Source organism: Brevibacillus sp. LEMMJ03, from assembly GCF_007197875.1.
GTDB lineage: Bacteria > Bacillota > Bacilli > Brevibacillales > Brevibacillaceae > Brevibacillus > Brevibacillus thermoruber.
Genome location: NZ_VKJN01000004.1, coordinates 83,269 through 108,277, shown reverse-complemented (window position 1 = coordinate 108,277; position 25,009 = coordinate 83,269). Strand labels below are relative to the sequence as shown.

At 58.7% G+C, this 25,009-nt stretch carries 17 protein-coding genes; 1 reads left to right on the top strand and 16 read right to left on the bottom strand.

Features of this window, described 5'->3' with window-relative positions; translation table 11 throughout:
* Positions 1-76: 76 nt before the first annotated feature.
* Positions 77-364 (bottom strand): hypothetical protein, encoded by a 288-nt coding sequence (locus FOI68_RS06865; protein ID WP_065066608.1) that lies wholly within the window; start codon positions 362-364, stop codon positions 77-79.
* Positions 365-517: 153 nt separating this feature from the next.
* A complete protein-coding gene (locus tag FOI68_RS06860) occupies positions 518-2,557 on the bottom strand; it encodes a molybdopterin-containing oxidoreductase family protein (RefSeq protein WP_065066609.1) in 2,040 nt (679 codons plus the stop codon).
* A gap of 302 nt (positions 2,558-2,859) precedes the next feature.
* Here FOI68_RS06860 and FOI68_RS06855 point away from each other — a divergent pair, with 302 nt between their 5' ends.
* Positions 2,860-3,816 carry an MBL fold metallo-hydrolase gene (locus tag FOI68_RS06855; RefSeq protein WP_185973894.1) on the top strand — a complete coding sequence of 319 codons (957 nt, stop codon included), beginning with the start codon at positions 2,860-2,862 and terminating at the stop codon, positions 3,814-3,816.
* A gap of 22 nt (positions 3,817-3,838) precedes the next feature.
* Here the strand turns inward: FOI68_RS06855 and FOI68_RS06850 are convergent, their stop codons facing one another.
* The 14 genes from FOI68_RS06850 to FOI68_RS06785 form a co-directional block, all read right to left on the bottom strand.
* Positions 3,839-4,966, bottom strand: coding sequence for an FUSC family protein (locus tag FOI68_RS06850; protein WP_185973893.1), 1,128 nt, complete (start codon positions 4,964-4,966; stop codon positions 3,839-3,841).
* Between the two features lie 147 nt (positions 4,967-5,113).
* Positions 5,114-6,754 carry a spore germination protein gene (locus tag FOI68_RS06845; RefSeq protein WP_143862719.1) on the bottom strand — a complete coding sequence of 547 codons (1,641 nt, stop codon included), beginning with the start codon at positions 6,752-6,754 and terminating at the stop codon, positions 5,114-5,116.
* 313 nt (positions 6,755-7,067) lie between these two features.
* Positions 7,068-8,765, bottom strand: coding sequence for an L-lactate permease (locus FOI68_RS06840; protein WP_029098827.1), 1,698 nt, complete (start codon positions 8,763-8,765; stop codon positions 7,068-7,070).
* Between the two features lie 38 nt (positions 8,766-8,803).
* Positions 8,804-10,231, bottom strand: a complete 1,428-nt coding sequence (locus FOI68_RS06835; protein ID WP_029098826.1) for an FAD-linked oxidase C-terminal domain-containing protein — start codon at positions 10,229-10,231, stop codon at positions 8,804-8,806.
* Positions 10,232-10,234: 3 nt separating this feature from the next.
* Positions 10,235-11,584: a (Fe-S)-binding protein gene (locus FOI68_RS06830; protein WP_143862718.1), complete on the bottom strand. Its 1,350-nt coding sequence runs from the start codon at positions 11,582-11,584 to the stop codon at positions 10,235-10,237.
* Position 11,585: 1 nt separating this feature from the next.
* A complete protein-coding gene (locus FOI68_RS06825) occupies positions 11,586-12,896 on the bottom strand; it encodes an FAD-binding oxidoreductase (RefSeq protein WP_143862717.1) in 1,311 nt (436 codons plus the stop codon).
* 25 nt (positions 12,897-12,921) lie between these two features.
* Positions 12,922-13,611, bottom strand: coding sequence for a FadR/GntR family transcriptional regulator (locus tag FOI68_RS06820; RefSeq protein WP_044898153.1), 690 nt, complete (start codon positions 13,609-13,611; stop codon positions 12,922-12,924).
* Between the two features lie 15 nt (positions 13,612-13,626).
* Positions 13,627-15,234 carry a malate synthase A gene (aceB, locus tag FOI68_RS06815; protein WP_143862716.1) on the bottom strand — a complete coding sequence of 536 codons (1,608 nt, stop codon included), beginning with the start codon at positions 15,232-15,234 and terminating at the stop codon, positions 13,627-13,629.
* A gap of 173 nt (positions 15,235-15,407) precedes the next feature.
* Complete coding sequence (locus FOI68_RS06810; RefSeq protein ID WP_143862715.1) at positions 15,408-16,577, bottom strand: tetratricopeptide repeat-containing glycosyltransferase; 1,170 nt, start codon at positions 16,575-16,577, stop codon at positions 15,408-15,410.
* 10 nt (positions 16,578-16,587) lie between these two features.
* Positions 16,588-19,020: a lantibiotic dehydratase gene (locus tag FOI68_RS06805; protein ID WP_143862714.1), complete on the bottom strand. Its 2,433-nt coding sequence runs from the start codon at positions 19,018-19,020 to the stop codon at positions 16,588-16,590.
* Positions 19,021-19,069: 49 nt separating this feature from the next.
* On the bottom strand, positions 19,070-19,894 hold the full coding sequence (locus tag FOI68_RS06800) for a tetratricopeptide repeat protein (RefSeq protein ID WP_143862713.1): 825 nt from the start codon (positions 19,892-19,894) through the stop codon (positions 19,070-19,072).
* Positions 19,863-21,869: a radical SAM protein gene (locus FOI68_RS06795; protein ID WP_143862712.1), complete on the bottom strand. Its 2,007-nt coding sequence runs from the start codon at positions 21,867-21,869 to the stop codon at positions 19,863-19,865. The genes FOI68_RS06800 and FOI68_RS06795 overlap by 32 nt, the downstream gene beginning before the upstream one ends.
* 2 nt (positions 21,870-21,871) lie before the next feature.
* On the bottom strand, positions 21,872-23,005 hold the full coding sequence (locus FOI68_RS06790) for an NAD(P)/FAD-dependent oxidoreductase (protein ID WP_185973892.1): 1,134 nt from the start codon (positions 23,003-23,005) through the stop codon (positions 21,872-21,874).
* A 44-nt stretch (positions 23,006-23,049) separates the two neighbouring features.
* Entirely contained in the window at positions 23,050-24,906 is a 1,857-nt protein-coding gene (locus tag FOI68_RS06785; protein WP_143862710.1) for a tetratricopeptide repeat protein, read from the bottom strand.
* Positions 24,907-25,009: the final 103 nt, after the last annotated feature.

Genomic DNA, 25,009 nt, shown 5'->3' with positions numbered 1-25,009 from the left:
TCCGCCTGCGATTCCCCGACGCTTTCAGACCGCCCGATAGGTGGCAACCCTATTTTCATACGTGGATGTTGCTTGCCTATGCAACCGTGTCAGCACGTGAATATACAGGTATGGTAATGCCAGAATCTAGAAAAGAGGGTGACGTGTATGTACTATTATCCTGGACAATGGCCTGATCAATCGTCCGAACAATGGTCCGCTCAATCGCCATACGATTGGTCGGTAGAATCGCAGGAACAATGGTCTTGGCCAGCCCAATCTCCATCGCAATATCCGCCGCGTCGGCGATTCTGTCCGGACTTTTGCAGACGCTGTCCTCCAGAATGCTGCCGACGTCCCAGGAGAAGGGGTTACTGACCACCACTGCAGCGTGCATCCAGCGAATAGGTCGGACACCCTCGCTGCTGCAGCCGTAAGCAGGTGATTGTTCCGGCCGAAGCAGCATACATGGATGGTGGAGCCACATCCCGCCCAAAGCGGGTGTGGCTCTTTTTCCCTCTCTCTCATTTGCAGCCGGCTATGCTTTTGCCACGTTGACTCGTCCCGAAAAGAAGGTGGCTCCGCCGCCCATATCCGCGAGACGGTCCGGCGTGAGCGCGTTCACCAACCGTTTCGTTCCCGGTATATCCGCCCAGAGCCCCTGGCTTACCACTACGCCGGGCAGCACATTTTCCCCCACAGAGGCGACCAGTTCACACTCGCCACGCTCGTTCCAGATCCGCACGTTATCCCCGTTTTTGATTCCGGCCCGTGCAGCATCGGCGGCATTCATGTGCAGCCGAGGCATTTTTTCCAGTTGAACGTGCTTGTCATTATGGGAGAAGGTCGAATTCAAGAAGTTGTGATTCGGCGCCGGAATAAACAAATAGGGGTAATCCCCGTCGTCGGCAAGCGGTGCATACGTCGGCAGCGGCGGGTATCCTTCCCGCTCCATCTTTTCCGAATACAGCTCGATTTTCCCGCTGGGCGTAGGGAGGCGTCCCGGGAACAGGGGTTTTACATTCGCCTTGACATACTGCCTCTCGACAAGCGTTTCATAGTCGATTCCTTCCAGATACGGGTTCCGGTGGTTGTGAAGCGCCTGACGGATCAGCTCCTCCTCCGTGTCCTGAAACGCCTGGTCATCAAACCCCATCGCTTTCGCCAGCAGGCGGAACACCTCCACATTGGACTTGCTTTCTCCATACGGCGGAATCACCGGCCGCTGCAGATGGATGTAGTGATGCCAGTAGGAGGTGTAAAAGTCCGTGTTTTCAAAGGAAGACGTCGCCGGAAGCACGAGATCGGCATACACGGCCGTCTCCGTCAGGAACATGTCATGCACGACGGTAAACAGATCGTCCCGGGCCAGTCCGCGGCGCACCTTGTTTGCTTCCGGGGCCACTACGGCCGGGTTGCTGTTGTACACAAACAGCGAACGCACCGGCGGGTCAAGCTCAAGCAGGGCGCGGCCAAGCTGATTCATGTTGATGACGCGCGTCTGTCTGTTTGCAAGCAAATCGGGGCGCTGCAGCGCCTGCTTGTTGAACAGCAGGTATCCGCCGTTTCCCTTGATCGCTCCGCCCCCTTTTTTCAGCCATTGGCCGGTAAGCGCGGGGAGACAGGCAATCGTCCGTATGCACATGCCGCCGTTGTCATGATGCTGCAGCCCGTTTCCGATGCGGATAAAGGAAGGGGATATCCGGCCGTACATGCGGGCCAGCCGGACAATATCCTCCGCAGGAACACCCGTAATGGCGGATACGGCAGCGGGATCGTACTGCTTCACATGCTCCCGAAGCTCCTCATGCCCCACGGTATATTGTTGAAGAAAGTGTTCGTCCACCATGTTTTCGGCAAACAGGACATGCATCATGCCAAGGGCCAGCGCGCTGTCCGTCCCGGGCATAATGGGAATAAACCAGTCTGCCCAACGGCCGGTCTGGTTTTTGTGCACATCGATCACGACGACCTGGGCCCCGTTTTTGCGCGCTTTCTCGGCAAGCGCCACCTGATGCATGTTTGTGCTGACCGCATTGATCCCCCACATGATGATCAGCTTGGCATGAACCGTATCCTCGGGGTCCGTCCCGAAGCTGCCGCCCATGGTATACTCGTACCCTTTTGTTCCGGCCGCGGTGCAAATCGTTTGATCCAGCCTGCTTGCGCCCAGGCGGTGAAAAAACCGGCGGTCCATCGATTCCGCGCTGAGCCTGCCCATGTTGCCGTAGAAACTGTACGGCAGGATGCTTTCCGGTCCTTCGGTCCGAATCAGTTCCTTCCAGCGGGCAGCGATCGTTTCAATCGCTTCCTCCCAACTGATTCGTTCAAATTTGCCTTCCCCCTTGGCGCCGATGCGCTTCAACGGATATAGGAGCCGTTTTGGGTCGTAGATCCGCGCTGTCATGTTGCGTACCTTGTTGCAGATGGCTCCCTGGGTGACGGGATGATCAGGATCCCCCTCTATTTTCACAATCTTTCCATCCTGTTTGTAAACAAGCAGACCGCATTGATCGGGGCAATCCAGCGAGCAGACAGACGGAAAAACTCCATTCGGCTGATTGGCGTAGTGCTGCACGGTGCATCTCCTTTCACGTTTGAACGATGGGAACAACTGCCTGCCATACGCAGCTGCCCCGTGCGACAATCGCGAATATTTCGTTTCTTTGTTCATCTTATCACGATACGCGCTCCATTTCGCACCTGTCAACACCATTGTCACGCGGCGCCCGCCGTATCCGCTCCCGCCCGGTCGGCGCTGCTCCGGTCCGCTTTGACAATACGCCGTCAGACGCCGCACTCAGGCCCGAACGCTTCATTGCTTCCATGTACGGGGTGGGATATGATGAAGGGGAATCCGGACATGAAAGGAGCAGGCTGATGACGATGACACCAAACCTATCGTCAAACTATTTTGAATTGAAGGTGGTTTCGGACGGCGTGTACGCCGCCATCGCAAAGCGGGGCACGGGTGCGGTGGGCAACGCCGGGATCATCGATCTGGGTGAGGAGACGGTCGTTTTTGACACCATGTATACCCCGCAGGCAGCGCAGGAGCTGCGCAGAGCGGCGGAACAGTTGTGGGGCCGTCCGGTTTCCTATGTGATCAACTCCCATTTCCACTTTGACCACGTCGGCGGGAATCAGGCATTTGCGCACGCCGCGATCATCTCCACGGCGAAGACACGGGAGTTGATGCTGGAGCGCGGCAATCAACTGATCAGTTACGCAAAGTCGCATCCGGACTATCCCGAGCAGGTGCGAACATCGCTCGAGCGTGAAACGGATGCAAACAGGCAAAAAGAGATGGCGGACCATCTCGGAGACGTGCTTGCGCTCGCCGCCGACCTTCCCGTCATCACGCTGACGCCCGCCGCCCTGTTGTTTGACCGGTCGCTGACCCTGCAGGGTTCGAAGCGCAGGGCCGTCCTGATGACAAAAGGCTGCGGACACACACCGTGCGACTCGATCCTCTATCTGCCGGAAGATGAGATCGTCTTTACGGGCGATTTGCTCTCGGTGAACACCCACCCCCACATCCGGGACGGGAACGCCCAGGAGTGGGTACGGATTCTGGAAGAGATCGAAACCCTTGCCCTCCGCGATGCGGTTCCCGGTCACGGTCCCGTCGGCGGTAAAGAGGATCTCGCCGTTTTTCGCGCGTATCTCACGATGCTGCTCGATCGCGCCGTACAATTGGCGACAGCGAAGATTCCCCTTGAGACCATCCCCTACAGTGATATCCCCGAGATGTATGCCGGGTGGCAGGTTCCCAGTCTCTACGCCAACAACCTGAAACACCTGTGCGAGCAGTTTTCCGCCGCCGAGCGCCGCTGAGGAGCTTTGGGGAGGCAGCTTTCTACACCTTTCGCGACAACGCATTCCTGTTGGGCCAGACCAAGCAGCCAAGCACAAGCGAAATGATACAGCCGATCATGGTGTCAAGGAATCGCTCGAACAGCAGCGATCCCGTCACGGGCCCGCCCAGACTGAAGATCACGACCAGTAACGGAGTCATGAGCGCTGCGTATAGCGCATAGCTGCGATGCTTGAAGATCGGGCGCAGTGCGGCAAGGATGGCAACCAGCAGCACCATGCCCATGTGCGGGAGCGGCCCGAGCAGCAGCAGGCCCGACAGCAGGACACCCGCAGCGGTGCCGATGCCTCTTTGAACGGTGCGTGTCAACGCTGAGGCGAAATTGCGCTGAAGGACCAAGGCTACCGTCAGTGAAATCCAATAGGACCTCTCGTGATGGAGAAACATTCCGACTGTTTCTGCCGCCGTCATGCATAGCGCAACCCGAAGCGTATACTGCCAGCCGGAAACATGTGCCAGCGAACGCCGCCAGCGCCTCAGCCGCTCTGTATGCGAGATCGCAGCGGCGGGAGCAGCATCCAGGCGGCGCCCGGACGACGGCAACAGCGATGCAGCGATCAACGAGACCACCATCCCCCACAGGGAGCCGGCTGCAAACAGACAGGCCAACGTGTACGGGTGCTGACGAAGCCCTCCATCTCCCAGGCCTGCTCCCATGATCGCAAACAGCATGAACTGGGTACCGGCCTGCGCTGCGGATCTCCCCATTCCGCCCAGGAGTGCCGCTGCTGTACTCATGAGCACGATGCACACGCTCGTCAGCCATCCGCGGCCTCCCATCAGACTGCCTGCAAACACGGCTGCCGTCCCCACCAGCATCGTGCCGGTCATCTCGACAGCCCGCCGCCGTATCGTGCCGCCGGACGAAGCCCCACTCACGACCATCGCACCGAACGAAGCCAGCAGTCCGAGTCCCGTATGTCCGCCAGCGATGCCAAGAGCAATCGGCCCGGCCATCCCTATCATCCCTGCCACGATTTGTGGAAGATCGACCGGACTATCCTTTGACCCATGCAGCATGTCGGCTGTCATCGCCTTCACGAAACGGTGCCGCAACGCCGCATCGTGTTTGCTGTCCACTCCCCGGGTTTCCTGCTTGTTTGTCACCATGATTCCCCCAACTTCCGAACAAGACGTTTCAGACACCTCCATCATATAAAAAACGCGGCAGCCCGAACATAAAAACGTTCGAGACTGCCGCGTTTTCCTGTACGATCGATTCCCGCCAGGCGGGCTTTTTCGCGGAAAAGACATCCTTTACCTGTTCCGCCGATCGCGGTGCATCATCGGGGAGTCCTCCGCTTTCTTTCGCTTGCGCGTTCTCAGAAACGTGGGGCGCGTTTGCAGCTTTTTCATCGGAATTCGAACCAGCATATCCGTCCAGTCCCGCAGACGCAGCGGCGAAAGCGGAGCCAGATAGGGAACACCGAAGGAAACCAGCCGGGCCACATGGGCGTGGATGAGGAGCAGGCCCAGGAAGAATCCGTAGGTCCCCAAAAAACTGCTGCATACCAGCAGGAAGAACCGCAGGATCCGGTACGTGATGCCGAGATAATACACAGGCGCCGTGAAGGAGGAGATCGCGGTCAGCGCGACAATGACAAGCGTCACGGGACTGACCAGGTTGGCGTCTACAGCCGCCTGCCCAATCACAATCCCGCCGACGATGCTTACCGCCTGTCCGACCGGCTTGGGCAGCTTGACGCCGGCTTCGCGTATGATCTCAATGATGATTTCCATGATAAAAATTTCCATAAAGATGGGGAATGACACCTTGACCCGCGCGGCGTCCATGGAGATGAGAAGCCGGGTGGGAATCAGCTCCGGGTTGTACGCGACCAGCGACAAATACAGCCCGGGCGTCGTGATGCTGAAAAACAGGGCGATCATCCGCACGAAGCGGATCAGCGTGGCGTACTGCCAACTGGTGTAGTAATCGTCGACGGTTTCCAGCAGTTGAAATAACGTGATCGGCAGAAGCAGCGCATGCGACGCCCCCTCGACCATGACCGCCACGTTTCCCTCGATCAGATAGGAGCAGGTGACGTCGGGCCGTTCGGTGGGGCGCAGTTGGGGAAACAGGGAGAACGAATTGTCCTCCAGGTATTCCTGAAGCTGCATCTGGCCGATCAGGCTGTCTGTTTCGATGCAGGAAAGACGCCGCCTCACTTCTTCCACGATGCTCGGATTGGCCACGTCCATGAGGTACAATACGGCGGTTTCCTGCTTCGTCCGTCTTCCCACCACGACGGATTCCACCCACAGATACGGGTCGCGCAGGTGCTGGCGGACCAGTCCGATATTGGTGTTGAGGGCTTCCACAAAACTTTCTTTCGGGCCAATGACGCTGATTTCCGTCTCCGGCTGCTCGATGTTCCGGCCGTTTTCCTTCTTGACTCCGACAGCCAACCCGGCTGTCTCGCCGTCCACCAGCAGCAGCGCTTTGCCGTGCAGGATCTGCTCGATCGCGGTCTGCCAATCCTCCACCCGATGTATGTCACTTGCGGACACGATGCTCTCCTGGATGAGCAAGAGCAGGTCTCTCTCCTCCTTGTCCCCGGTCACGGGGGACGGCTGAACGGTCGGGAACAAGCCCGCTCTCTGCTGCAGGGGTGTTATCACCTGCCGGTTCAGGCGATCGAGATCTGCCAGACTGCGCAGGAAGAACAGGCTGACACTCCTGTCCAGACACGTGAGGTGGCAGGCGGCAAAATCGCTGCTGCCGCCCAACCGCTCCGTCAGCTCCTCCGCGTTTTTGACCAGCGACGCGTGAAGGGGCGTTTTCCCGATCGTGTTCACCGCTTGTTTTTCGCGTAACAGAAACCGTTTCGATCTATCCACCGATTTGCGCCAAAACAGGTTGAACTTCATGGTCGTTTGATAGCTGTCCTTCCACATATCCCGTAATAGGCATAGTATTGCTTAATGGAAGTTCTTCTATCATGTAAAAGGGATTGGGTCGGCTGCGTCTGGCTCCGCCTCATCCATGCTAACCTTTCCATTTCAAGTAAGAGGAAACGGCATAGTTCATTCGTAAACTAAGCCCATTCAAACAAAAAAAGGCCCTTGTCAGAAAGATTTCAAGGGCCCCGTGCAGCCAATGGTCAACGCCTGGCCAGAGAGCGGGCCATGGTTTCCCCGCCTCCACATGATTCCCCGAGTACAGAGCAGTCTCCTTTCCAAAATCGGACGAAGCGACAGTCGATCTCGTTTACGGCAGCATCCAGGCGAGGATGTTTGTCTGCAGGTAGGTCAGCACGCAAATGATCAGCAGGAGCAGCACGCTGTGCTTAAACGTAAACCGGAACAGATCGGCGTCTTTTCCCGCCAGCCCCACCGCCGCACAGGCGACGGCGATCGATTGCGGCGAGATCATTTTGCCTGTGACACCGCCGCTGCTGTTGGCTGCGATCGCCAAGGCCGGGTCCATGCCCAGTTGGATGGCCGTCACCTTTTGCAGACCGCCGAAGAGCAGGTTGGACGAAGTGTCCGATCCCGTGAGAAATACCCCCAGCCAGCCCAGGATGGGCGAAAAGAACGGGAACAGGATCCCTGTCGCCGCCAAGGTCATCCCCAGGGTCGTGCTCATCCCGGAGGCGTTGGCCACATAGGCAAAACCGACGACGGAGGCGATCGTCACGATGGCAAACCGCAGTTCGCTCAGCGTCTCGCCAAACGTCTTCCCCCACTCTCTCCAGGAAAGGCGGCCGATGAACTTGGTGATGACCGCCGCAAACAGGATGGCCGTCCCTGCCGCCACCAGCAGTTCGAGCTTGAACACCGCGTCGATCGGCTTTCCGTTCGCGCCGATGACAAGCTGGTGCAATCCGGGAACCGGCGGCGAAAAGGTGAGGGCCTTGCCGATGGGATTGATGGCAGACAGAAGCGCGTTGGCCCCTTCGTATTTGCCGATCAACGCCTTTTTTACCGAAGGAATCCCCCACAGGGAAATCAGCGCGGTCAGCACCAAAAACGGCGACCAGGCGAACAGAACCCGCCCCGCCGAATGGGTTTCCCCGTTTTTCCCTCCCGACGGCCCATCCCCCCCGGCCGTTCCCGCTCCGGCTTGATCCGCTTCAAAGCGGAAGATCGATCGGGGCTGCCACACCTTCAAAAAGAGCGTCAGGCAGACAATCGAAACCAGGGCGGAGAGGATATCGGGAAGTTCCGGTCCCATGTAGTTGGAGGTGAAAAACTGCGTGACCGCAAACGAAATGCCGGAAACCAGAATGGCGGGCAGCACTTCCATCGTCCGCCGAAACCCGCACATCAGCACGACGAGATAAAACGGTACAAAGATGGAGAGCAGCGGCAGTTGGCGGCCGACGATCTGGGAAATGTCCATGGCCGGAATGCCCGTCGGACCGGAGACGGCGATGATGGGCGTTCCGATGGCACCAAAGGCGACCGGCGCCGTGTTGGCGAGAAGGCAAATGCCCGCCGCATAAAGGGGATGAAAGCCGATCCCGGCCAGCAGTGCCGCCGAGATGGCGACCGGCGCTCCAAAGCCGGCCGCTCCTTCCAGAAAGGCCCCGAACGAGAAGGCGATCAGCAGGGCCTGCAGGCGGCGGTCTTCCGTAATGGACACAACGGACGAACGAATGATGTCAAACTGCCCCGACTTTACCGTCAGCTTATACAAAAAGACGGACGCGATAATAATCCAGCCGATCGGCAGGATTCCGTAAACGGCGCCTTGAATGGCAGACATGACAGCCATGCCGACCGGCATCCCGTACACCAGGATCGCGATCAGCACAGCGACCAGCAGCGTAGTCGAACCGGCCACATGTCCCTTCATTCGTTTCACGGCCAGCGCCCAGAAAAAATAGAGAATCGGGATCAACGCCACCAGGGCGGAGAGACCCAGGCTCCCTCCCACCGGGCTGAACATCTGTGACCACGTCATCATAACGCCACACCCTTAATTCAGAATAGTTTGATAATTCAACGGATCTCAACTGGTGCCGCCCTCATTTCCGCGCAGCGGCCCGGTTTGGGAAACATTTTGTCCGGATTGAGCAGATTCCGCGGATTGAATACATCGCGAATCTGCAGTTGGGCCTCCAGCTCGTCATCCGTAAAGACGTACCGCATCTCCTCTTTTTTCTCGATCCCTACTCCATGCTCGCCCGTGATTGAGCCTCCCGCGTCCGCGCACACCTTCAGCACTTCCGATCCCACCCGGACCGCCAGTTCCGTTTCGCCCGGAATTCTGGCGTCAAACAGGATCAGCGGATGCAGATTGCCGTCCCCGGCGTGAAACACATTGGCGATCCTCAGCCCGGAACGTTCGCTGATCTGCCTGATTTTCTCCAGCACTTCCGGCAGCCGACTGCGCGGAATGACGCCATCCTGCACGAGATAATCGGGTGAAATGGAGCCCATCGCGGGGAAGGCCGTTTTCCGGTTGGCCCACCATCTCGCCCGTTCCTCCTCGGTCGCGGCCACCTTTACCTCCGACACTTTTCTGCCCTGGCAGACGGACACGATCTTTGCAATCTGATCGTCAATGCCGGCGGCAATCCCGTCCACTTCGATCAACAGGACCGCTTCCACCCCCTTGGGGTGCCCGACCGGATACGTGCCCGCTTCCACGCCTTCGATCGCCGTTTTGTCCATCATCTCCAGCGCCGCAGGCATGATGCCGGCAGCCACGATGTCGGAGACGGCCTGGCTTGCTTCTTCCACGCTGTCGAAATAGGCGAGCACCGTCTTTTTCCCTTCCGGATTTTTCAAGATGCGCACCGTGATCCGGGTGACGATCCCCAGGGTTCCTTCCGATCCGGTCAGAAGCCCCATCAGGTCGTAGCCCGGCGCATCGGGAACGCCGCCGATTTCCGCGATCTCTCCGTTTGCCAGCACCACCTCAAGGCCGAGCACGTGGTTGGTGGTCACGCCGTACTTGAGGCAGTGGGCCCCACCCGCGTTTTCCCCCACATTGCCGCCGATCGTGCAGGCGTATTGGCTGGAAGGGTCGGGGGCGTAATAGTAGCCTTTGCCCGCTACGGAATTGGTCAGTTTCAGATTGACGAAGCCCGGTTCCACCACGGCCAGACGGTTTTCGTAATCGACGTGAAGCAGCCGTTTCATCTTCACCAGGCTGATGATCACTTCGCCGCCCAGCGGTACGGCTCCGCCGCTCAACCCGGTTCCCGCCCCGCGGGGTATGAACGGGATGTTTTGGTCGTGCAGATACTTCACCACCGCGGCAACCTCATCCGTGCAGGACGGAAAGACGACGGCCCGCGGCGGGTGTTTGTGCACGGTGTAGCCGTCGCACTCGTAGGCCGCCAGATCCTCCCGTTGATAAAGGACGGAATCCGCTCCCACAATCCGGGCCAGTTCATGGACAATCGGGTCGATGGCCGGCATGGGTCATTCCCCCTTTTCCGCTTCCGATTGGCCCGCGGCCTGCCGCGCTTCCCGCTCGTACGACCAATCCAGCAGTTGTACGGTATGGACGATTGCTGCCGTTCGCCCGTGCTTCCTCGCTCCCATCATCAACTGCAGCATGCAGCCCGGATTGCCCATCGCGAGCAGATCGATCTGATCGGGAACCGCTTTCATTTTCTCGTCCAGAATTTTGCCGGCCATCTCGGGGTTGGTCAGATTGTAGATGCCGGCGCTGCCGCAGCAGCGGTCCGCGAGCTCCATCTCGATCCACTCCACACCCGGAATCTCACGCAGAAGCTGCCGCGGCTCGGAGCGCACGCCCTGCCCGTGGGCGAGATGGCAGGCATCATGATACGCCACCCTCGCCTCCACCCTGCCGCGCGGTTTCTGATAACCGCGGGCAACCAGGAACTGGGAGATGTCTTCCACTTTCTCCGCGAAGCGAACGGCCTTGTCGTGATACTCGGGATCGTTGTGCAAAAGTTCGGGGTATTCCTTGAGTGCACACCCGCAGCCCGCCGCGTTCACGACCACGCTCTCCACATCCGCCGCCAGAAACGCGTCGATGTTTTGTCTGGCCAGCGCCTTGCCCTGCTCCCGGTCGCCCGCGTGAATGTGAAGCGCTCCGCAGCATCGCTGTCCGCGCGGCACTACCACGTCGTACCCGTTTCGGGTCAACACGCGTATCGTCGCCGCATTGATCTCGCCGAACATCACGTCCATCACGCATCCGGCGAGCAGGGCGACCCTCCCCCTGGCCGAGCCTTCCGCCGGAATCACCTCCGGGCGCGTTTTCATGACGGGATCGGAGACAGCCGGCAGGACGCGCTCCATCTCTCGCAGGTGCCTCGGGAGCAGGTTGAGCAGCCCCGTTTTTCGGAGGAACGACTGCAGGCCGCTTTTCTGGTACACCTTCATCAGTTTCCCCAACACGTGCAGCCGGGATGGATGCGGAAACACGCCTCTCAGGAAAAAGGAATGAAGGAACGCTTTCCACCCCGTGAGCGGAATGGCCTTGCGAATCTGTCCGCGTGCGGCCTCAATCAGCGATCCCACCTGTACGCCGGACGGGCAGGCGGTTTCACAGGCGCGGCAGTCCAGGCAGGTAAAGACAGGGTTTTCGAAACCCGCAGAGATGGACAGCTTCCCTTCCGCCACGGACTTGATCAGGTGAACCCGGCCGCGCGGGGATTGCTGCTCATGCCCTGTCTCCAGATAGGTGGGACACGACTCCAGACAGAGCCCGCAGTGAACGCAGGCGGAATACTTCTCCTCGTCCGGCGGATCTTCCCACCGATAATTGCCTTTTGCATGAGGTACAGGCGCACTCACGTCAGATCCCCCCTATGAATCGGTTTGGGTTTAACACACGACGCGGATCGATGGAGCGCTTGATGCCCTCCATCAGGGAAAAAGCGGCAGGTTTTCGCCCCCACACGTCCAGCTCTCGCCTCCGTTCGAGCGAAGCGTGCTGCACGACCGCATACCCTCCCCTGCTTTCGGCCAGCGAGCGTATCTCTGTCAGGTACGAGGCAAAGAGCGTCGGGTTTCCCGTTACATAGACGCGGGTGATGCCGTGACCGACCCCGCCGTGGGCCTGGGCGGCCAGGCCGTACCGCTCGCCAACGTCATGGCAGGCCCTGACGATTTCGAGCACATCGAGGTTTTTGCTGCCGATTTTTACTGCCAGCGTTTCCTCGCGATCCCCGGAAGAAACGCCGGAGGGGGGCAGTCGGGCAAAACGCATCCACCACTCTGCGGCTTCCTCCTGTTCCCATGACTGGATCTCCGCATCTGCCGGCAGTCGCGCCTTTACCCACTCTTCCTGATAGCGGACTGCTTTCTCCTCATCTTCAAAGGCGATCGCCAGCGCATACCCGTGCCCTCCATTCATGTTCCGGTGGACAGCGGGACTGAGGAATTCCATCGAGACGGGCTCCAGCAGGGAATCGAGGAGAGAAACGGCAAAGGATCGGATCAGGGTAAAGTCGGAGCGGGAGAATGCGAGGAGCAGCAGGGTTTGAAAGGGCGGGAGCGGGCGCAGTTTCATCGTGATTTCGCTCATGACGCCCAGCGTCCCCATGGAGCCGATAAACAGCTTGTTCATGTCGTAGCCGGCTACATTTTTCACCACCTTGCCGCCTGTTCGAATGAGGCGGCCATCGGGATAGACCACGCGCATCCCGATGACGTGGTCCCTGGCCGAACCGTACCGCAGGCGCTTCGGCCCGCTGTCATTGGCAGCCACGACGCCCCCGATGGTCGCATGCCGGGGCCAGTACGGATCGAGCGGAAGCATCTGGCCATGGGCAGCCAGATGCGCATTGATCTCCTGGATGGTCGTTCCGGGCTTGACCGTCACGGTCATGTCCCCCGGCGCGTATTCGGCAATCCCCCGGCAGTCGGAGAGACCGAGCAGAATGTCCGCTTTTTCTTCGGTCCCGCCAAAGCCTCTTTTCGTCCCGCCGCCCGTCGGAATGACGGTCCACCCCTGTTCGTGGGCCGCCCGCAGCACAGCCGCGATCTCTTCTTCGGATTCCGGAAAGACCTCGTGCGAGCCGTGATTGCCGAGGACGTGGGATGATTCCGCCGCCGGCCGTATTCTTCCCGTACCGATGACCTGTGTGATCAGCGCCGCGTCCATCTTCCTCCCTCCCTTGCACGCAATGTCATAACGTTCCGTTCAACAAGGCTTCCACATGGGCCAAATGCTCCACCATCGCCTGTCTCGCCTGATCCGGTTCCGCATCGCGGATGGCCTCGAACACGGCCACATGCTGCTGAAAAATCGTCCGCTCCCGCTCGGCATCGGCCAAAATGATCCGGTGGCAGTCCATGATCCCCTTGCGGATCGCCGACGAAACGGTCTGCATCAACTGCACGAGGTGCTCGTTTTGCGTGGCTTCCGCGATGGCGAGATGGAAGTCGAGATCCGCTCTCCACCCTTCCAGCGAATCCGCCTGGGCCAAGCGCTCCAGCGCCTCCTTCATCCTGTTCAGGTGGTCCGTTTCGCGGTGAACCGCCGCCAGCTCGGCCGTCCCTGCCTCGAGGATTTTCCTCACCGCAAACAGATTGCGGATATCCTCTTTGCGCACGAGACTGACGCCCTGAAAGACCCGGGAACAGTCAAACTGGCAGACGAATGTGCCGTTGCCGTGGCGGACTTCCACCATTCCTTTTCCTTTCAGCGTCGTGATGGCATCGCGGACAGCGGTTCGGCCCACGTCAAACAGTTGGCACAATTCCCGAACAGATGGAAGCTTGTCGCCGGGCCGCACATGTCCTGCGGTAATCCACTGCTCAATTTGGAGAGCCACCCTGTCGGAAATCTTCTGGCTGTCGATTTTGGCCGCTTCCATCTGCTCACTCCTTCCTTACTCCAGTACCTCATAGCCGGGGAGCGTCAGAAACTCGACGAATTCATCGGCCAGGACCAGTTGGGTAAACAAACGGGCAGCCTGCTCGTAGCGTCCCGCCTCATACGCCTCCCCGCCGATTGCCTCCCTGATCTTCTCCAGCTCTTCGTCCCGGATCTGTTCTGTCAACGCGGCCGTAACCTTCCGCCCGTCATCGAGGATGCCTTTCGGATGGCGAATCCACTGCCAGACCTGCGCCCGCGAGATTTCCGCGGTCGCGGCGTCTTCCATCAGGTTGAAAATGGGAACGGCGCCGGAACCGTTCAGCCAGGCCGCGATGTATTGAATGGCGACGTGGATGTTGGTGCGGAGCCCCGCTTCCGTGATGGGCCCTTCCGGAACCGCGAGCAGCTCCCCGGCTGTCACGTTCACGTCTTCCCGCTTTTTCTCCACTTGATTGGGGGCAGGCATGTGCTCGTTGAACACTTCCATCGCGACAGGCACCAATCCCGGATGAGCGACCCACGTGCCGTCGTGTCCGTCGCGCACTTCCCGGAGTTTATCCGCCCGGACCCGTTTCAGGGCCTCCTCGTTTGCCGCCGGATCGTGTTTCACCGGAATGTGGGCGGCCATTCCGCCCATCGCGTGGGCATTGCGCTTGTGGCACGTCTGGATGGTCAGGAGGGAATACGCCCGCATGAACGGGACCGTCATGGTCACGACCGAACGATCGGGCAGAATCACATCCGGGTCGCGGCGAAACTTTTTGATGTAGCTGAAGATGTAGTCCCAGCGTCCGCAGTTGAGTCCGGCCATGTGCTCCCGCAGCTCCCAGATGATTTCGTCCATCTCGAAAGCGGCCAGAATCGTTTCGATCAGGACGGTCGCCTTGATGGTTCCCCGCGGGATTCCCAATTGATCTTGGGCCCAGACGAACACGTCGTTCCACAGCCGCGCCTCCAGATGGCTCTCCAGTTTGGGCAGGTAAAAATAGGGGCCGGAACCATTTGCGATCAGCGTTTTGGCATTGTGGAAGAAATAGAGCCCGAAATCGACCAGACTGCCGGACGCCGCTTTTCCGTCGATCAGCAGGTGCTTTTCATCGAGATGCCAGCCGCGCGGCCGCACGATCAGAGTGGCTACCTGATCCGTAAGGGCATACGTCTTGCCTTCGGGACTGACGTACCGGATCGTGCGGTTGACCGCGTCCCGCAAATTGATCTGCCCCTGGATGGTATTGGCCCACGTCGGCGAATTGGCATCTTCCAAATCGGCCATAAACGCTTTTGCTCCCGAGTTCAAGGCGTTGATCACCATCTTCCGGTCTCCGGCGGGCCCGGTGATTTCCACCCGGCGATCCTGGAGATCCGCCGGAATTGGCGCAATCGTCCACGAACTCTCGCGAATGTGCTTCGTCTCCGGCAGGAAATCAGGCTTTTTGCCGGCGTCCAGTTCCGCCTGCCGCAGGGCCCGCTGCCGCAAAAGCGCGTCCCGCCTCTCGGCAAATGTCCGGGTCAACCCGGCCACAAACCGCAGGGCCTCCGGCGTCAAAATCTCGGCAAACGCCGACGTAACCGTCCCGGCAATCTGCACTCCGTCCAACTGTTGTCCTCCTACCGCCACCATTGTCCTCACTCCATTCCTGATGGGGAATCAAATCCTGTTCAGTTATCAGATATGTGATGAGCGGAAAAATCATGTCACGTGGTTGCTCCAGACCACGCCGAAAAAAAAGCGCGCCAGGATCAACTGTCCTGACGCACTCTTTGCGCTCGCCTGTCCATGCAGCCCAGCACGCCTCAAGGCTTCACTGCTTTCTTTTTCAGTATCGCGGGATTGATGGTGATGGCCGCTTGGTACGCTTTTTTCGCATCTTCGGGTCGGTTCAACTGCTTGTACAAGGAGGCGAGCATCAGATTGGTCCGATAGTTGGTCGGATACACTTCAAGGCTGCGCTCGAGGTAGCGGACCGCATCCTCCAACCTGTTTTCGCGGCAACTGATTTCTGCCAGCTCGTTGAGCGGTTTCCAGGTAGACATGCTCTCGTCAGCCAAGAGGTAATACGGCGTCTTCGCCTTGCGCTCCAGCGCCTGATGCAGAGCGGCTTTTGCTTCGTCCAGGCGGTTGTGCCGCACCAGAATCGTACCGAGCATGAAGTAAGCATCAGAGAAGTTTGGCTGCTGCTCAATTGCCCGCTCGACGTACTGCAGGGCCAGTTCGCTGTCATTCAGCGACAGGGCGCACGTGGCGGCACGCAGCATAAACAGCGGATTCTCAGGGTCTTTTGGATCAGACTCGATCAGGATGTTCTGCTGCTCGAGCGCTTTGCCCCACTCGCGGATTGCCATCAGATAGTACCCGAGTTTGTTGCGTGCAAACCGGTCATCCGGATGCTCCTCAAGGTGTCGGCTGTAATTTTTGACGCGCAGATGGTTTTTCTGGATGATGATCTCGTCCTGCATGTAGGCGCGGTGGGCTATTTTGATTTCGCTGTCCACAACCGCTCCTCGGTCTTCCGGAAGGACCAACTGCGGATCGATCGTCCCCAAAAAGCGGGAGTCGGGTTGCAGATTCAGCAGGCGATAGGTTCGCGGTTCATCAAACGTGCTGACCGGGTCCTCAAAGTGAATCGCCCGGACGCTTGCTGCTTTGGTCTTCCCGTCCTGCACCAGTTCGCCAATCAACGCATGACCTTCCAGGATGAACTCGTCCGCATCCATCCAAATCAGCCACTCTTTTTTGGCTTCCTTCAGCATGATGTTCAACATGGCCGCTTCATGCGGCTGGTCGTGAACGCGGACCACGCGGGCACCGTATTCTTCCGCAAATCGTTCTGCAAACGCATGCTGCCCCATGTCCAGGATGTACAGGTCTTCCGTCAACGGACGGAACGAAGACAAACTCGCATGGAGAAACGGTTCTTCTGCCGGGACACGCAGGATGACGCACGCACTCAGGTTTTTCAACATCGTTCTCACCTCAATGGTTTGATGGTTGACGCCTTACGATATTCGTGCGAATTTCGCAGCAATACGCTCCTTCGTCGTTGGTAAACCACTCCGAGGAACGATCGGGCAGCCGTTCACTGAACGTCACCCGTGTTTCTCCGCGCAGATGCGTGAGGAGCAGGTCGACTAGAAAATAGGATTGGAAGTTGAAATAAAACGGTTTCAACTCGCCGTTCACCCGCACAAACACTTCGTCGGGCATGCCATATTGCTCTTTCAACCGCCACACGTGAAGAAACCGTTCATGCGGCAACGTTGAATCGGACAACCAGTCGGCTGCCGGCAGGTTCCATGTCTCCCGCTGCACCACCAGGCCACGATAGGTCAGACGGGGCAGGTGCCCTTCCGTCCTGATTTTGGGGATTTCGATGCTCGGCTCTGCAAAGACAAAAGCGACTGGTGAATTCGGGTCGCCCATGTACGGAATGAACCGCTTGCCTTCTGCATCCACCAGCACCAATTCTCCGTCTTGTTCCACGACCCACAGTTCAGAAAATGTCCGTACCGCATCACCTCCTTTCTGCGAACGTCCAAGCAGCGTCAACGTCTGCTCGAACATTTCGACAAAGAAGCTTTTGCCTGCCCGCTGTTTCAACACGACGTTGGCCAGAAATTCGCCGTTCGGCAAGGCTTTCAGCGCCTCCCGCACCTCGGCGATCTGCTCGTCGCGCTGTGGATGGAAATAGAGCAGGTTGCTCATGCCCTGCGTGCAGCAATGCACTTCTCCGATCACCCATTGATACTCGCCGCGATTGACGTGTTCCACGCTTCTTGCTTGCAGCATGAGGTCCGGAGAGCAGACGCACAGCCGCTGATCGAAAGCGTGACCGGTTGATTGTTCGCGGAGCCACTCGTCCGGCAGCTCGACGACCCGCTCGTCCCGCTTCCCGCTCGCATTCAACCACTCTACGATGGCGGAAAAGTCAGGATGAAACCCTTCGGTACTCATCCGGCTGGTCAATTCCGACAATACGGCGAGAAACGGCAGTTTCTCCAGCCCCCATTCTGCCCTCATCGCCGCAACGATCTGCCTAGCCTGACGCTGCGCATGCTCCCGCTTTTTCATCGCCACCGCCGCGCCCCAATCGAGAAGCGGGCTAATCCTTTGCTCCAAGTCCTCCTTCATGTCCAGGCTAATGGAAAATTCCTGCACATCGCCCAGCGTCTCCTCACAAAACAGCGAACGGTCCGCGTACGTCTCGCCATGCAGTTGGGTGGAATCGCGTCCGGTCAGCCGTTCAAACAGTGCGGACGCTTGTTCCAGAATCTCCGTTTTGCCTTGCGCGTCGGCGGCGCTGTAGGCCGTTTGCCACGCGGCGAACTGCCGCAAATCAGCGCTCCACTGCCGCTGTGCCTCATCGGCCGGGAGAGCGTCCACAAAGGCGAGCAGTTCTTCCAGCACCTCATGGCACGCTTGCGGAACACGGAATTCCCACAGGATGATTCCTTTGTCCCGCAGTTTTTCCAAAGTGCTCCTCGTCGTCTCTGTGCAGCCTTCCAACAAATCCCGCGCCGGAGTTTGACCATCCGCCCGGTGCAGCACCCGCACTACTTCGGACGGCAGAGGGATCCGTTTTTGCGTCTGGGCGTGAACCAGCCCTGTTTCCACCAGATAAAACGCATCGTGCACAGCGATCGGCATGTACTCGCGCCATTCCTGGCGGCGGCTCACCTGCTCTGCCAGTGCCTCCACCGCCCAATAGGTCAAAAAGCTGCGGCGGCGGCTTGGAATCGGACCGCTTCGCTCTACCGTCAGCAACTGTTCACTGTCTCGAAACGAGCCGTAGTTGAGCGGACCAAAAAAGCTCGTCGTGTCATTTTTGAACAAAAAACGCTGCAGGTAGCGAATCAATGTGCGGCTGTCATAGCGTTTGCCGGACGATTTCAACTTTTTCGCATCGGCGGCTAGAAAGCGCTGCAGCGACCGCCAGACCTGCGCACTGGAGTGTGCGACCGCTTCCTGCACGCGCGGCATGGAAAGCACTCGTTTGAACGCCTCCATACATTGGGTCCACTCGCGCTCAAAGATTGCTTCCAACTCGGTCGTCAGACGCTTTTTGCGCTCACGGATTGCTTCGTAGCGATTGCGCCATTCAACGAGCGGCAGTACGTCAGGCAGCGGGTTTTCCAAAGGCAGTGCGCTTCCCTTTTCGACTGCTTTTCGCCACTTGTACAACCGCTTGAAAACCGGATCGCCTTTCGGATGCGTTTCCTCCAATGTTTTCACCCACGCGGGAAACTGCTGCAAAAAATGTTCCTGTTCCCGCTTGAGCTCTGCCTCAGCGCGTAAAATCGCCTGCATCTGCGCCACAGAGGCGGCAAACTCAAGCGGTTCCATGAGATGCTGGGGAAAACCCGTGCTTCTGACAATAAACGCTGACAAGAACGACCACTGACCAGCCACTCAATCACCCCTTTTTGGCATTCTCCACGCTGGCGACGGCGAACAGAAGTCATCCCTGCATCTGCTCTGTCTTCGCCTTGGCCTGCTCTTGCCGGATCGCTTCGAGGCGTTTTCTTGCTTCAGGGACGAGGTTGGATGCTGTGATGCGCTCGTAATACGCGCAGGCCTCCTCCGCCTGTCCGCGCCGTTCCGCCACCATCCCCAGCACGTAATACAGCGGGTCGGGATGTTCGGCATGGGCGAGCGCCTTTTGAAACATGCGCTCAGCAGCTTCATACTTTTTCAGAGCCAGATAGATTTTTCCCAAGTGTTCATACGCGCCGACGTGATCTTCACGCACCGCGACGATGTGCCGCAGGTGTTCGGCCGCTTCCTTCAGACGCTTGTGGCGAAGCAGGCTTTTTGCCACCGCATAGCGCCACTCGAGCTGCTGCGGGGCCTGTTCCAGTGCTTGCTCGTACGCCTGCAACGCCTCTGACACCTGACCCGCTTCTTCCAGGCATCGCCCGTGGTGAAACGCGTGTTCCGCCTGCGCGGGATGCAGCCGCCGCAGCTGCGCAAATGCGTGAATCGCTTCACTCCACCGCTCTTTTTGCATGTACAGCGCAGCGAGATTGTGCCATGCCTTTGCATGTCCGGGTTCCCGTTCTACGCACCGCTTCCAGTTCTTGATCGCCTGCTCCTCCATGCCTTGCGCAGCATAGGCGTTACCGAGATGGAAACGGGCCGAGGAACTGCGCGGGACAACGAGCAGGCAGAGATGCCACCAGGTCCAGAGCAGGTAAAACTTGATCCGAAAGCGGGAACCATCCTGCACCAGCACACCGGACGATTTGCTGCTCTCAATCGGAGAGAGCGGCTGCGGATTCGGCATAGACCCGCACCATCCCTTCTTTTTTCCATTTGCGAAGCAGACTGCGAAGTGACTCCGCTTGTCGGGCGGGGAATTTCGCCAGAAGCTCCGTCTCTTTGACCGGCTGTTTGCACAACTCGATCACGTTGAACACCGCGCTGTTTACCACCGACATCTTCCCCCGGTCGTTCAGGTAGACGACATACGTAAGTGATTGTTGAAGCGGCTCTGCTTCCGGCCAGGGGGTTTGCCCGATCAGAAATGTCCGCCAACGCTGCTCAAGCATGCCAAACGGATAGGCAAAGCGGCGGGCCTCCACGTCCGGGGAGAGCTGCAGTACCTCTTCCCCGCCTTCGTCTGGCAATTGGTTCGCCTGCTGCGAAACCGCATTGCGTCCTTCACCCCGAAATGCCCAATCATCCAGTTTCAGGGCGGTCGTCGGGAGGTCACCCGCACGTCTTTTCAATCCGGCGATATAACCCGCCGCAAGCGGGTACAGTTCCGCACTGTTCACCCCATACCTGGACACAAACGGGAAGTGGCGTTTCAGATCACGCTCCCGCTCCGCCTCCCCGATCTCGACGATGCCGTAAGCGGCCGGATCGTTCCAAAAACGACTTCCCGGGGTAAGCCGAAACAGTTGAAAGCGAACCAGCCGGTCGTACGCGAATTGGTGCTCGTTGAGGAATGAGACAAACGCCTCAAAATCCCGCGGATCGGACAGCGGATGGCCGAACACCAACGACAAAAGCACTCTGCAACCTGCTGCACGGGCGTTTCTCCAGGAATCGGTCATCTGCTGTTTCGCCGTATGCTGATCGGGATAACCGAGGAATCCTTTCAGCTCGAAGTGCAAAAACTCGCAGCCGGCCGCGGCCAGTTGAGCCGCTTGTTCCGCGGACAGCCAGGTGCCATAGGAGACCAGACTGCCCCAGGCCGGCCGAAAGCCGTCCGCTTCCATCAAGCGCGCCAGTTCGCACAGCCATTCCGGGAAAATCGGTGTGGAGAGGTAAAAGCGAAGCGTTGGTTCGCTTTGCGACAATGCGCGCATCCGCTGATACAAGCCGGCAATTGTTTCTTTATCCCCCTTTCCATCGAAGAAAGGGTCGTCTTCCGCAAGCGGGAGCACCGCCACGGGAGGCTGGCCGAGATAACGGTCCAACGGGAGTCCTTCCACCGTCCACAGGTCCGGGCTGGCAGTTCCCTCTGCCAGCAATGGCTGCCCCTGCACCGTGATCCCGGAGAACAGATCCGGACCGCATGCGAGGGTGTCGATCCACTCCTTCCACGGATTACTTCCCCCGAGCGCTTGACTGATGAATCGGGCGAAAGGACCGGCCAACACGATCTCGGCAGAGACTGCTGCTTCCTTTAACATCCGGGCCAGCGTCAGCGACGGAATCACCTGCTGGTCCACCTCGATCCAGAGAATGACCGCATCCGGACGATCCGATTTGATCTGCCCGACCCGCTCTCGCCAAAAGGGGACATACGGATTAACCGCATCGTCAACGGCCGCTCGACGGCAGTGCTCGGACGATTCGCTGGAGTACGGCAGATTCAGGTCATGGAGCGAAATCAGCGACGGAAAGGCGGACAGTCCCGCTACTTCCAATGCGTGCTGCACGATGCGTTTTGCCTCCTCGCGCTGCACGACAGACGAACCCCGGTTTTGCAGGACAGACCAGGCGTGTTCCACCTGCTTGGGCAGATTGGCACCGTACAGCAGCGCGCGGCCGGTTCGGTAATACAGGTACTCTTCCCGAAGTGTTGACAGCGTACTGCCTTCCTCCATCTGGTTCAGCGTGCGCTCCGCTTCCAGCAGGCAGGCCGTCAATCTTTTCGGATCAAGGAAAAAGTCGTAAGCATGCTGATTGTCGTCATCAAGCCGAACAGTGTGATGCAGCGCCCGCAAGCGCCTGACAAGCGTGGAAGCGCGGTACGGGACACTCGACGGATCGGCCTGAGGGGGAACGATCACCTGCAAGGAAAACATGGTCATACCTCCGTTTCCGCTTTACATGTCAAGACTCGCTGGACCTGGAAATGCCGCCACAGTTCGCCCGGGTCTTCACCGTTCAGGTAGGCGGTCATCATCCTGCCGGTGATTCCGCTGAGCAGAATGCCGTGCTGGGCGTGACCCGTCGCGACATGCAGTCCCTCCCACCCGGGCAGGGGACCAATTAGGGGCATTCCGTCGCTGGACATCGGGCGCAATCCGACAAACGTATCGTGAATCCTGGCTTGCACCAAGGCGGGAACTGCGGAGAGCACCTTCAGCAGGTGCGAGATGCCCGCAACGGTGATTTCTTTGGCATAACCGGCGTGTTCCTGCGTCGCCCCCACGACAATGCGACCGTCCTTTTTCGGGACCAGATAGCCGCGTGCAGTGTTAATCAAACAAGGCAGATTGAACCCCGAAAGCGAAACGACCAGCATCTGTCCCCGCAATGGGGTCACCGGCAAATCAATGCCGACCAGCTTTAGCAGGTTTGGTGACCACGCCCCGTTCGCCAGAATCACATGGTCCGCGTAATAGTGCTCCATTCCGGCAGCCACCCCGATCACGCGGTGCCCTTCCGTCAAGAATGCGGTGACCGCCGTGTTTTCCTGCACGATCACCCCGCGCTGGCGAGCAGCCTGCAGCACGGCTTTCAATAACAACCCCGGCGTGACGTGATACTCCTGTGGACTGCGCATGGCTCCGGTAATGCGCGGAGAAAACAGGGGCTGTTCCCGCCGCACCTGCTCTGGTTCCAGCCAATCTTCCTGCCCTCCCAGTTGACGACGTTCCTGATAGAGGGCAAACATCATGTCCCGTTCCTGCTCATTTGTCGCGATCCGGTACAGCGGGTGGCATTCCAGCCAGCAGTCTATCCCCGTTTCGTCTTCCAGTTGTTGAATAATCGTTCGCATCTCCACCAGGCCTTGTACGGACAGATCGAGATACGGTCCCTTCCCGCTGCCCTCTGCAACAGTGGTCAGCAGCCCCGCCCTGGCGCCGGATGCCTCCCCTCCAGGCAGCCCGCGATCGAGCATCCGGACGCTGCGTCCGCTATGTGCCAGCAGATAGGCAAGTACCGCGCCGACAATCCCCGCACCGACTACGATAACGTCAGATGTGCGTTCCAAGGGATACCACCGCCTTTTCGTCTTCTTTTCATTGGAGGAGCGAATCAATAGAGATTGGTGAGGTCAAACGGTCGATTCAGTTTGGTGTCCGGTTTGTCAATCGCGTACGAAATCAGCTCGTCCAGCTCCTCCGCGGAGAGGTCGTTCCAGCGGGACAGCGCCTTTTTCGCTTTTTCCGCCGCGTCCCCTGTCGGCTGGAGGTGTAGCGCTTCGCGGAGCACTTGTTCGGCCTCGAGGGTTCGTCCCTGTTTACGCAGGCTCAGTGCACGGCCAAGCGCCACTTTGGGGAGATTGTCTTCCTGCAGCAGTTTCTTCTTGGCGTCGATCGCCAGTTGATACCAGTGGGCGGCTTCTTCATACTGTCCTTCCCAGAAATACACGCCGGCCAGTCCTCTCGCAATCACGTCCTGGTAAAAGAGCGAATGCAGATCGCAGGCAAGCCGATAGCTGGCCGTAAGCGATGTGATCGCTTCCGCAACCTGCCGGTTCTTGTATTGCAGACCGCCTTTGCGGTAATAGTAGTGCTTGGCAAACACCGGGCCGGACGCTTTGAGAAACTTTTCAAAGAACATCCATTTGGCGATCGCCTTATCCAGTTCTTTTCCGTATTCGTGCAGAACGGTGATGTTGGAGATCAGGTTGATTTTAATGTGGATTGCGTCGCTCGAGCGGTGTCCGTGTTTGATATAGTCAAGCGCTTTGAGGCAGCACTCGTAGGCAGCGCTTCTGTTTTTCTCGTTCACGTACGTCAAGGCGCACAGGTTGTTCAGCCAGGTTCGCTCAATGTCCGCCAGTTCTCCTTGCACGCCGGCGAGGCACTCCAGAGCCTGTGCGATGTAGTCGCGTCCCGTGATGGAGTCGTTCAGCCGCTTCGTGTACAACAACGCCAGGAAGAATTTGTTTTCCGCCGCCTGCACAGGGTCCGAAACGAACTGTCCCCCGTATGTGAACACGTCAATCGCTGTCGGGAAGTCTCCCATAAAGGCGTAGAGGATGCCGAGCAGATGAATGACTTCCACCCGGTTTTTCGTTGAAAACCTGGGAAGCACCGGCCATACTTGCGCGATCGCACGCAGGGAGTGGTCGTGATTTTTCGTAAATACCGAAACTTCCAACAATTCCAGGACCGCTGTTTCGATCGCCTGCACATCGCCACGCCGCAGCGCCTCGCGGAAGGCACGGGTTTTCTCATTCTCCGCATTGGCGGCCGCAGCCGCCTCGCCCGCCGGTTGTCTCTCTCTTGCCGGGGCCTTGTACGCTTCACCCTTTAGCGAGCAGAGGATTGCTCCTGTCTTTTCGGCGATCCGGTTCAAGAGGTCGACGCGGATCTTCGCCACGGGGAAAAACGTTTGGTGTTCTGTTCCTGCGCCGGAAGCCGCCAGCACATCCGGCACACCCTCCTCGTGCACAGAAGCGGTGATGGCAGCCGGGAGGGGGAAGAGGCATTGTGCCAGACGGGCTACGCACGTCAACGTGTGCTCATCCATCCGCTCCAGATGCTCAAAGTGAAACAGAATGCTCCGTTCCTGACGTCTCGCATATTTCACCAGAAGCGTTACGACCATCTGGGTGACGCGGAACATCTGCTCCGACTCCTTGTGCAGGCGGCGGCGCGACGGAGCCACAGCGATGGCATCCAGGGCAGGTGCGGACTGAAACTTCTCGTCGCTTCGCAATTCCGGCATCAGGTACAGCACTTCGGATGCGACGCTTTTCAGCCATGCCTCTTCCCGCTTGTCATCCATCAGCACGCCAAGGGCTTCCCGAATCAGCGGCATCAGGGAACTGAACCCCAGCGAATCGGACTCCGTTCCATCCACGACGAAAATCTTTACATCTATATCTGCCAGGTTTTCCCTTACCGCCGCGATGCCATGTTCCACATCCAGCAGCCAAAACATGCTGTCATGGCCTCGCTCCTGCAAACGCCGCTTAAGCGTTTGCCACAAGGTTGGTGCGTCCATTTCCCGCTGCGCTTTCAATCTCGACGTTTGGCTTTTCACC

What these genes read in the sequence shown, in the direction of transcription:
- FOI68_RS06855 (WP_185973894.1), top strand. Translation starts at nt 2,860, where the DNA reads ATGACGATGACACCAAACCTATCGTCAAACTATTTTGAATTGAAGGTG.
- FOI68_RS06850 (WP_185973893.1), bottom strand. Translation starts at nt 4,966, where the DNA reads ATGGTGACAAACAAGCAGGAAACCCGGGGAGTGGACAGCAAACACGAT.
- FOI68_RS06845 (WP_143862719.1), bottom strand. Translation starts at nt 6,754, where the DNA reads ATGTGGAAGGACAGCTATCAAACGACCATGAAGTTCAACCTGTTTTGG.
- FOI68_RS06840 (WP_029098827.1), bottom strand. Translation starts at nt 8,765, where the DNA reads ATGACGTGGTCACAGATGTTCAGCCCGGTGGGAGGGAGCCTGGGTCTC.
- FOI68_RS06835 (WP_029098826.1), bottom strand. Translation starts at nt 10,231, where the DNA reads ATGCCGGCCATCGACCCGATTGTCCATGAACTGGCCCGGATTGTGGGA.
- FOI68_RS06825 (WP_143862717.1), bottom strand. Translation starts at nt 12,896, where the DNA reads ATGGACGCGGCGCTGATCACACAGGTCATCGGTACGGGAAGAATACGG.
- FOI68_RS06820 (WP_044898153.1), bottom strand. Translation starts at nt 13,611, where the DNA reads ATGGAAGCGGCCAAAATCGACAGCCAGAAGATTTCCGACAGGGTGGCT.
- aceB (WP_143862716.1), bottom strand. Translation starts at nt 15,234, where the DNA reads ATGGTGGCGGTAGGAGGACAACAGTTGGACGGAGTGCAGATTGCCGGG.
- FOI68_RS06810 (WP_143862715.1), bottom strand. Translation starts at nt 16,577, where the DNA reads ATGTTGAAAAACCTGAGTGCGTGCGTCATCCTGCGTGTCCCGGCAGAA.
- FOI68_RS06800 (WP_143862713.1), bottom strand. Translation starts at nt 19,894, where the DNA reads ATGCCGAATCCGCAGCCGCTCTCTCCGATTGAGAGCAGCAAATCGTCC.
- FOI68_RS06795 (WP_143862712.1), bottom strand. Translation starts at nt 21,869, where the DNA reads ATGTTTTCCTTGCAGGTGATCGTTCCCCCTCAGGCCGATCCGTCGAGT.
- FOI68_RS06785 (WP_143862710.1), bottom strand. Translation starts at nt 24,906, where the DNA reads ATGTTTTGGCTGCTGGATGTGGAACATGGCATCGCGGCGGTAAGGGAA.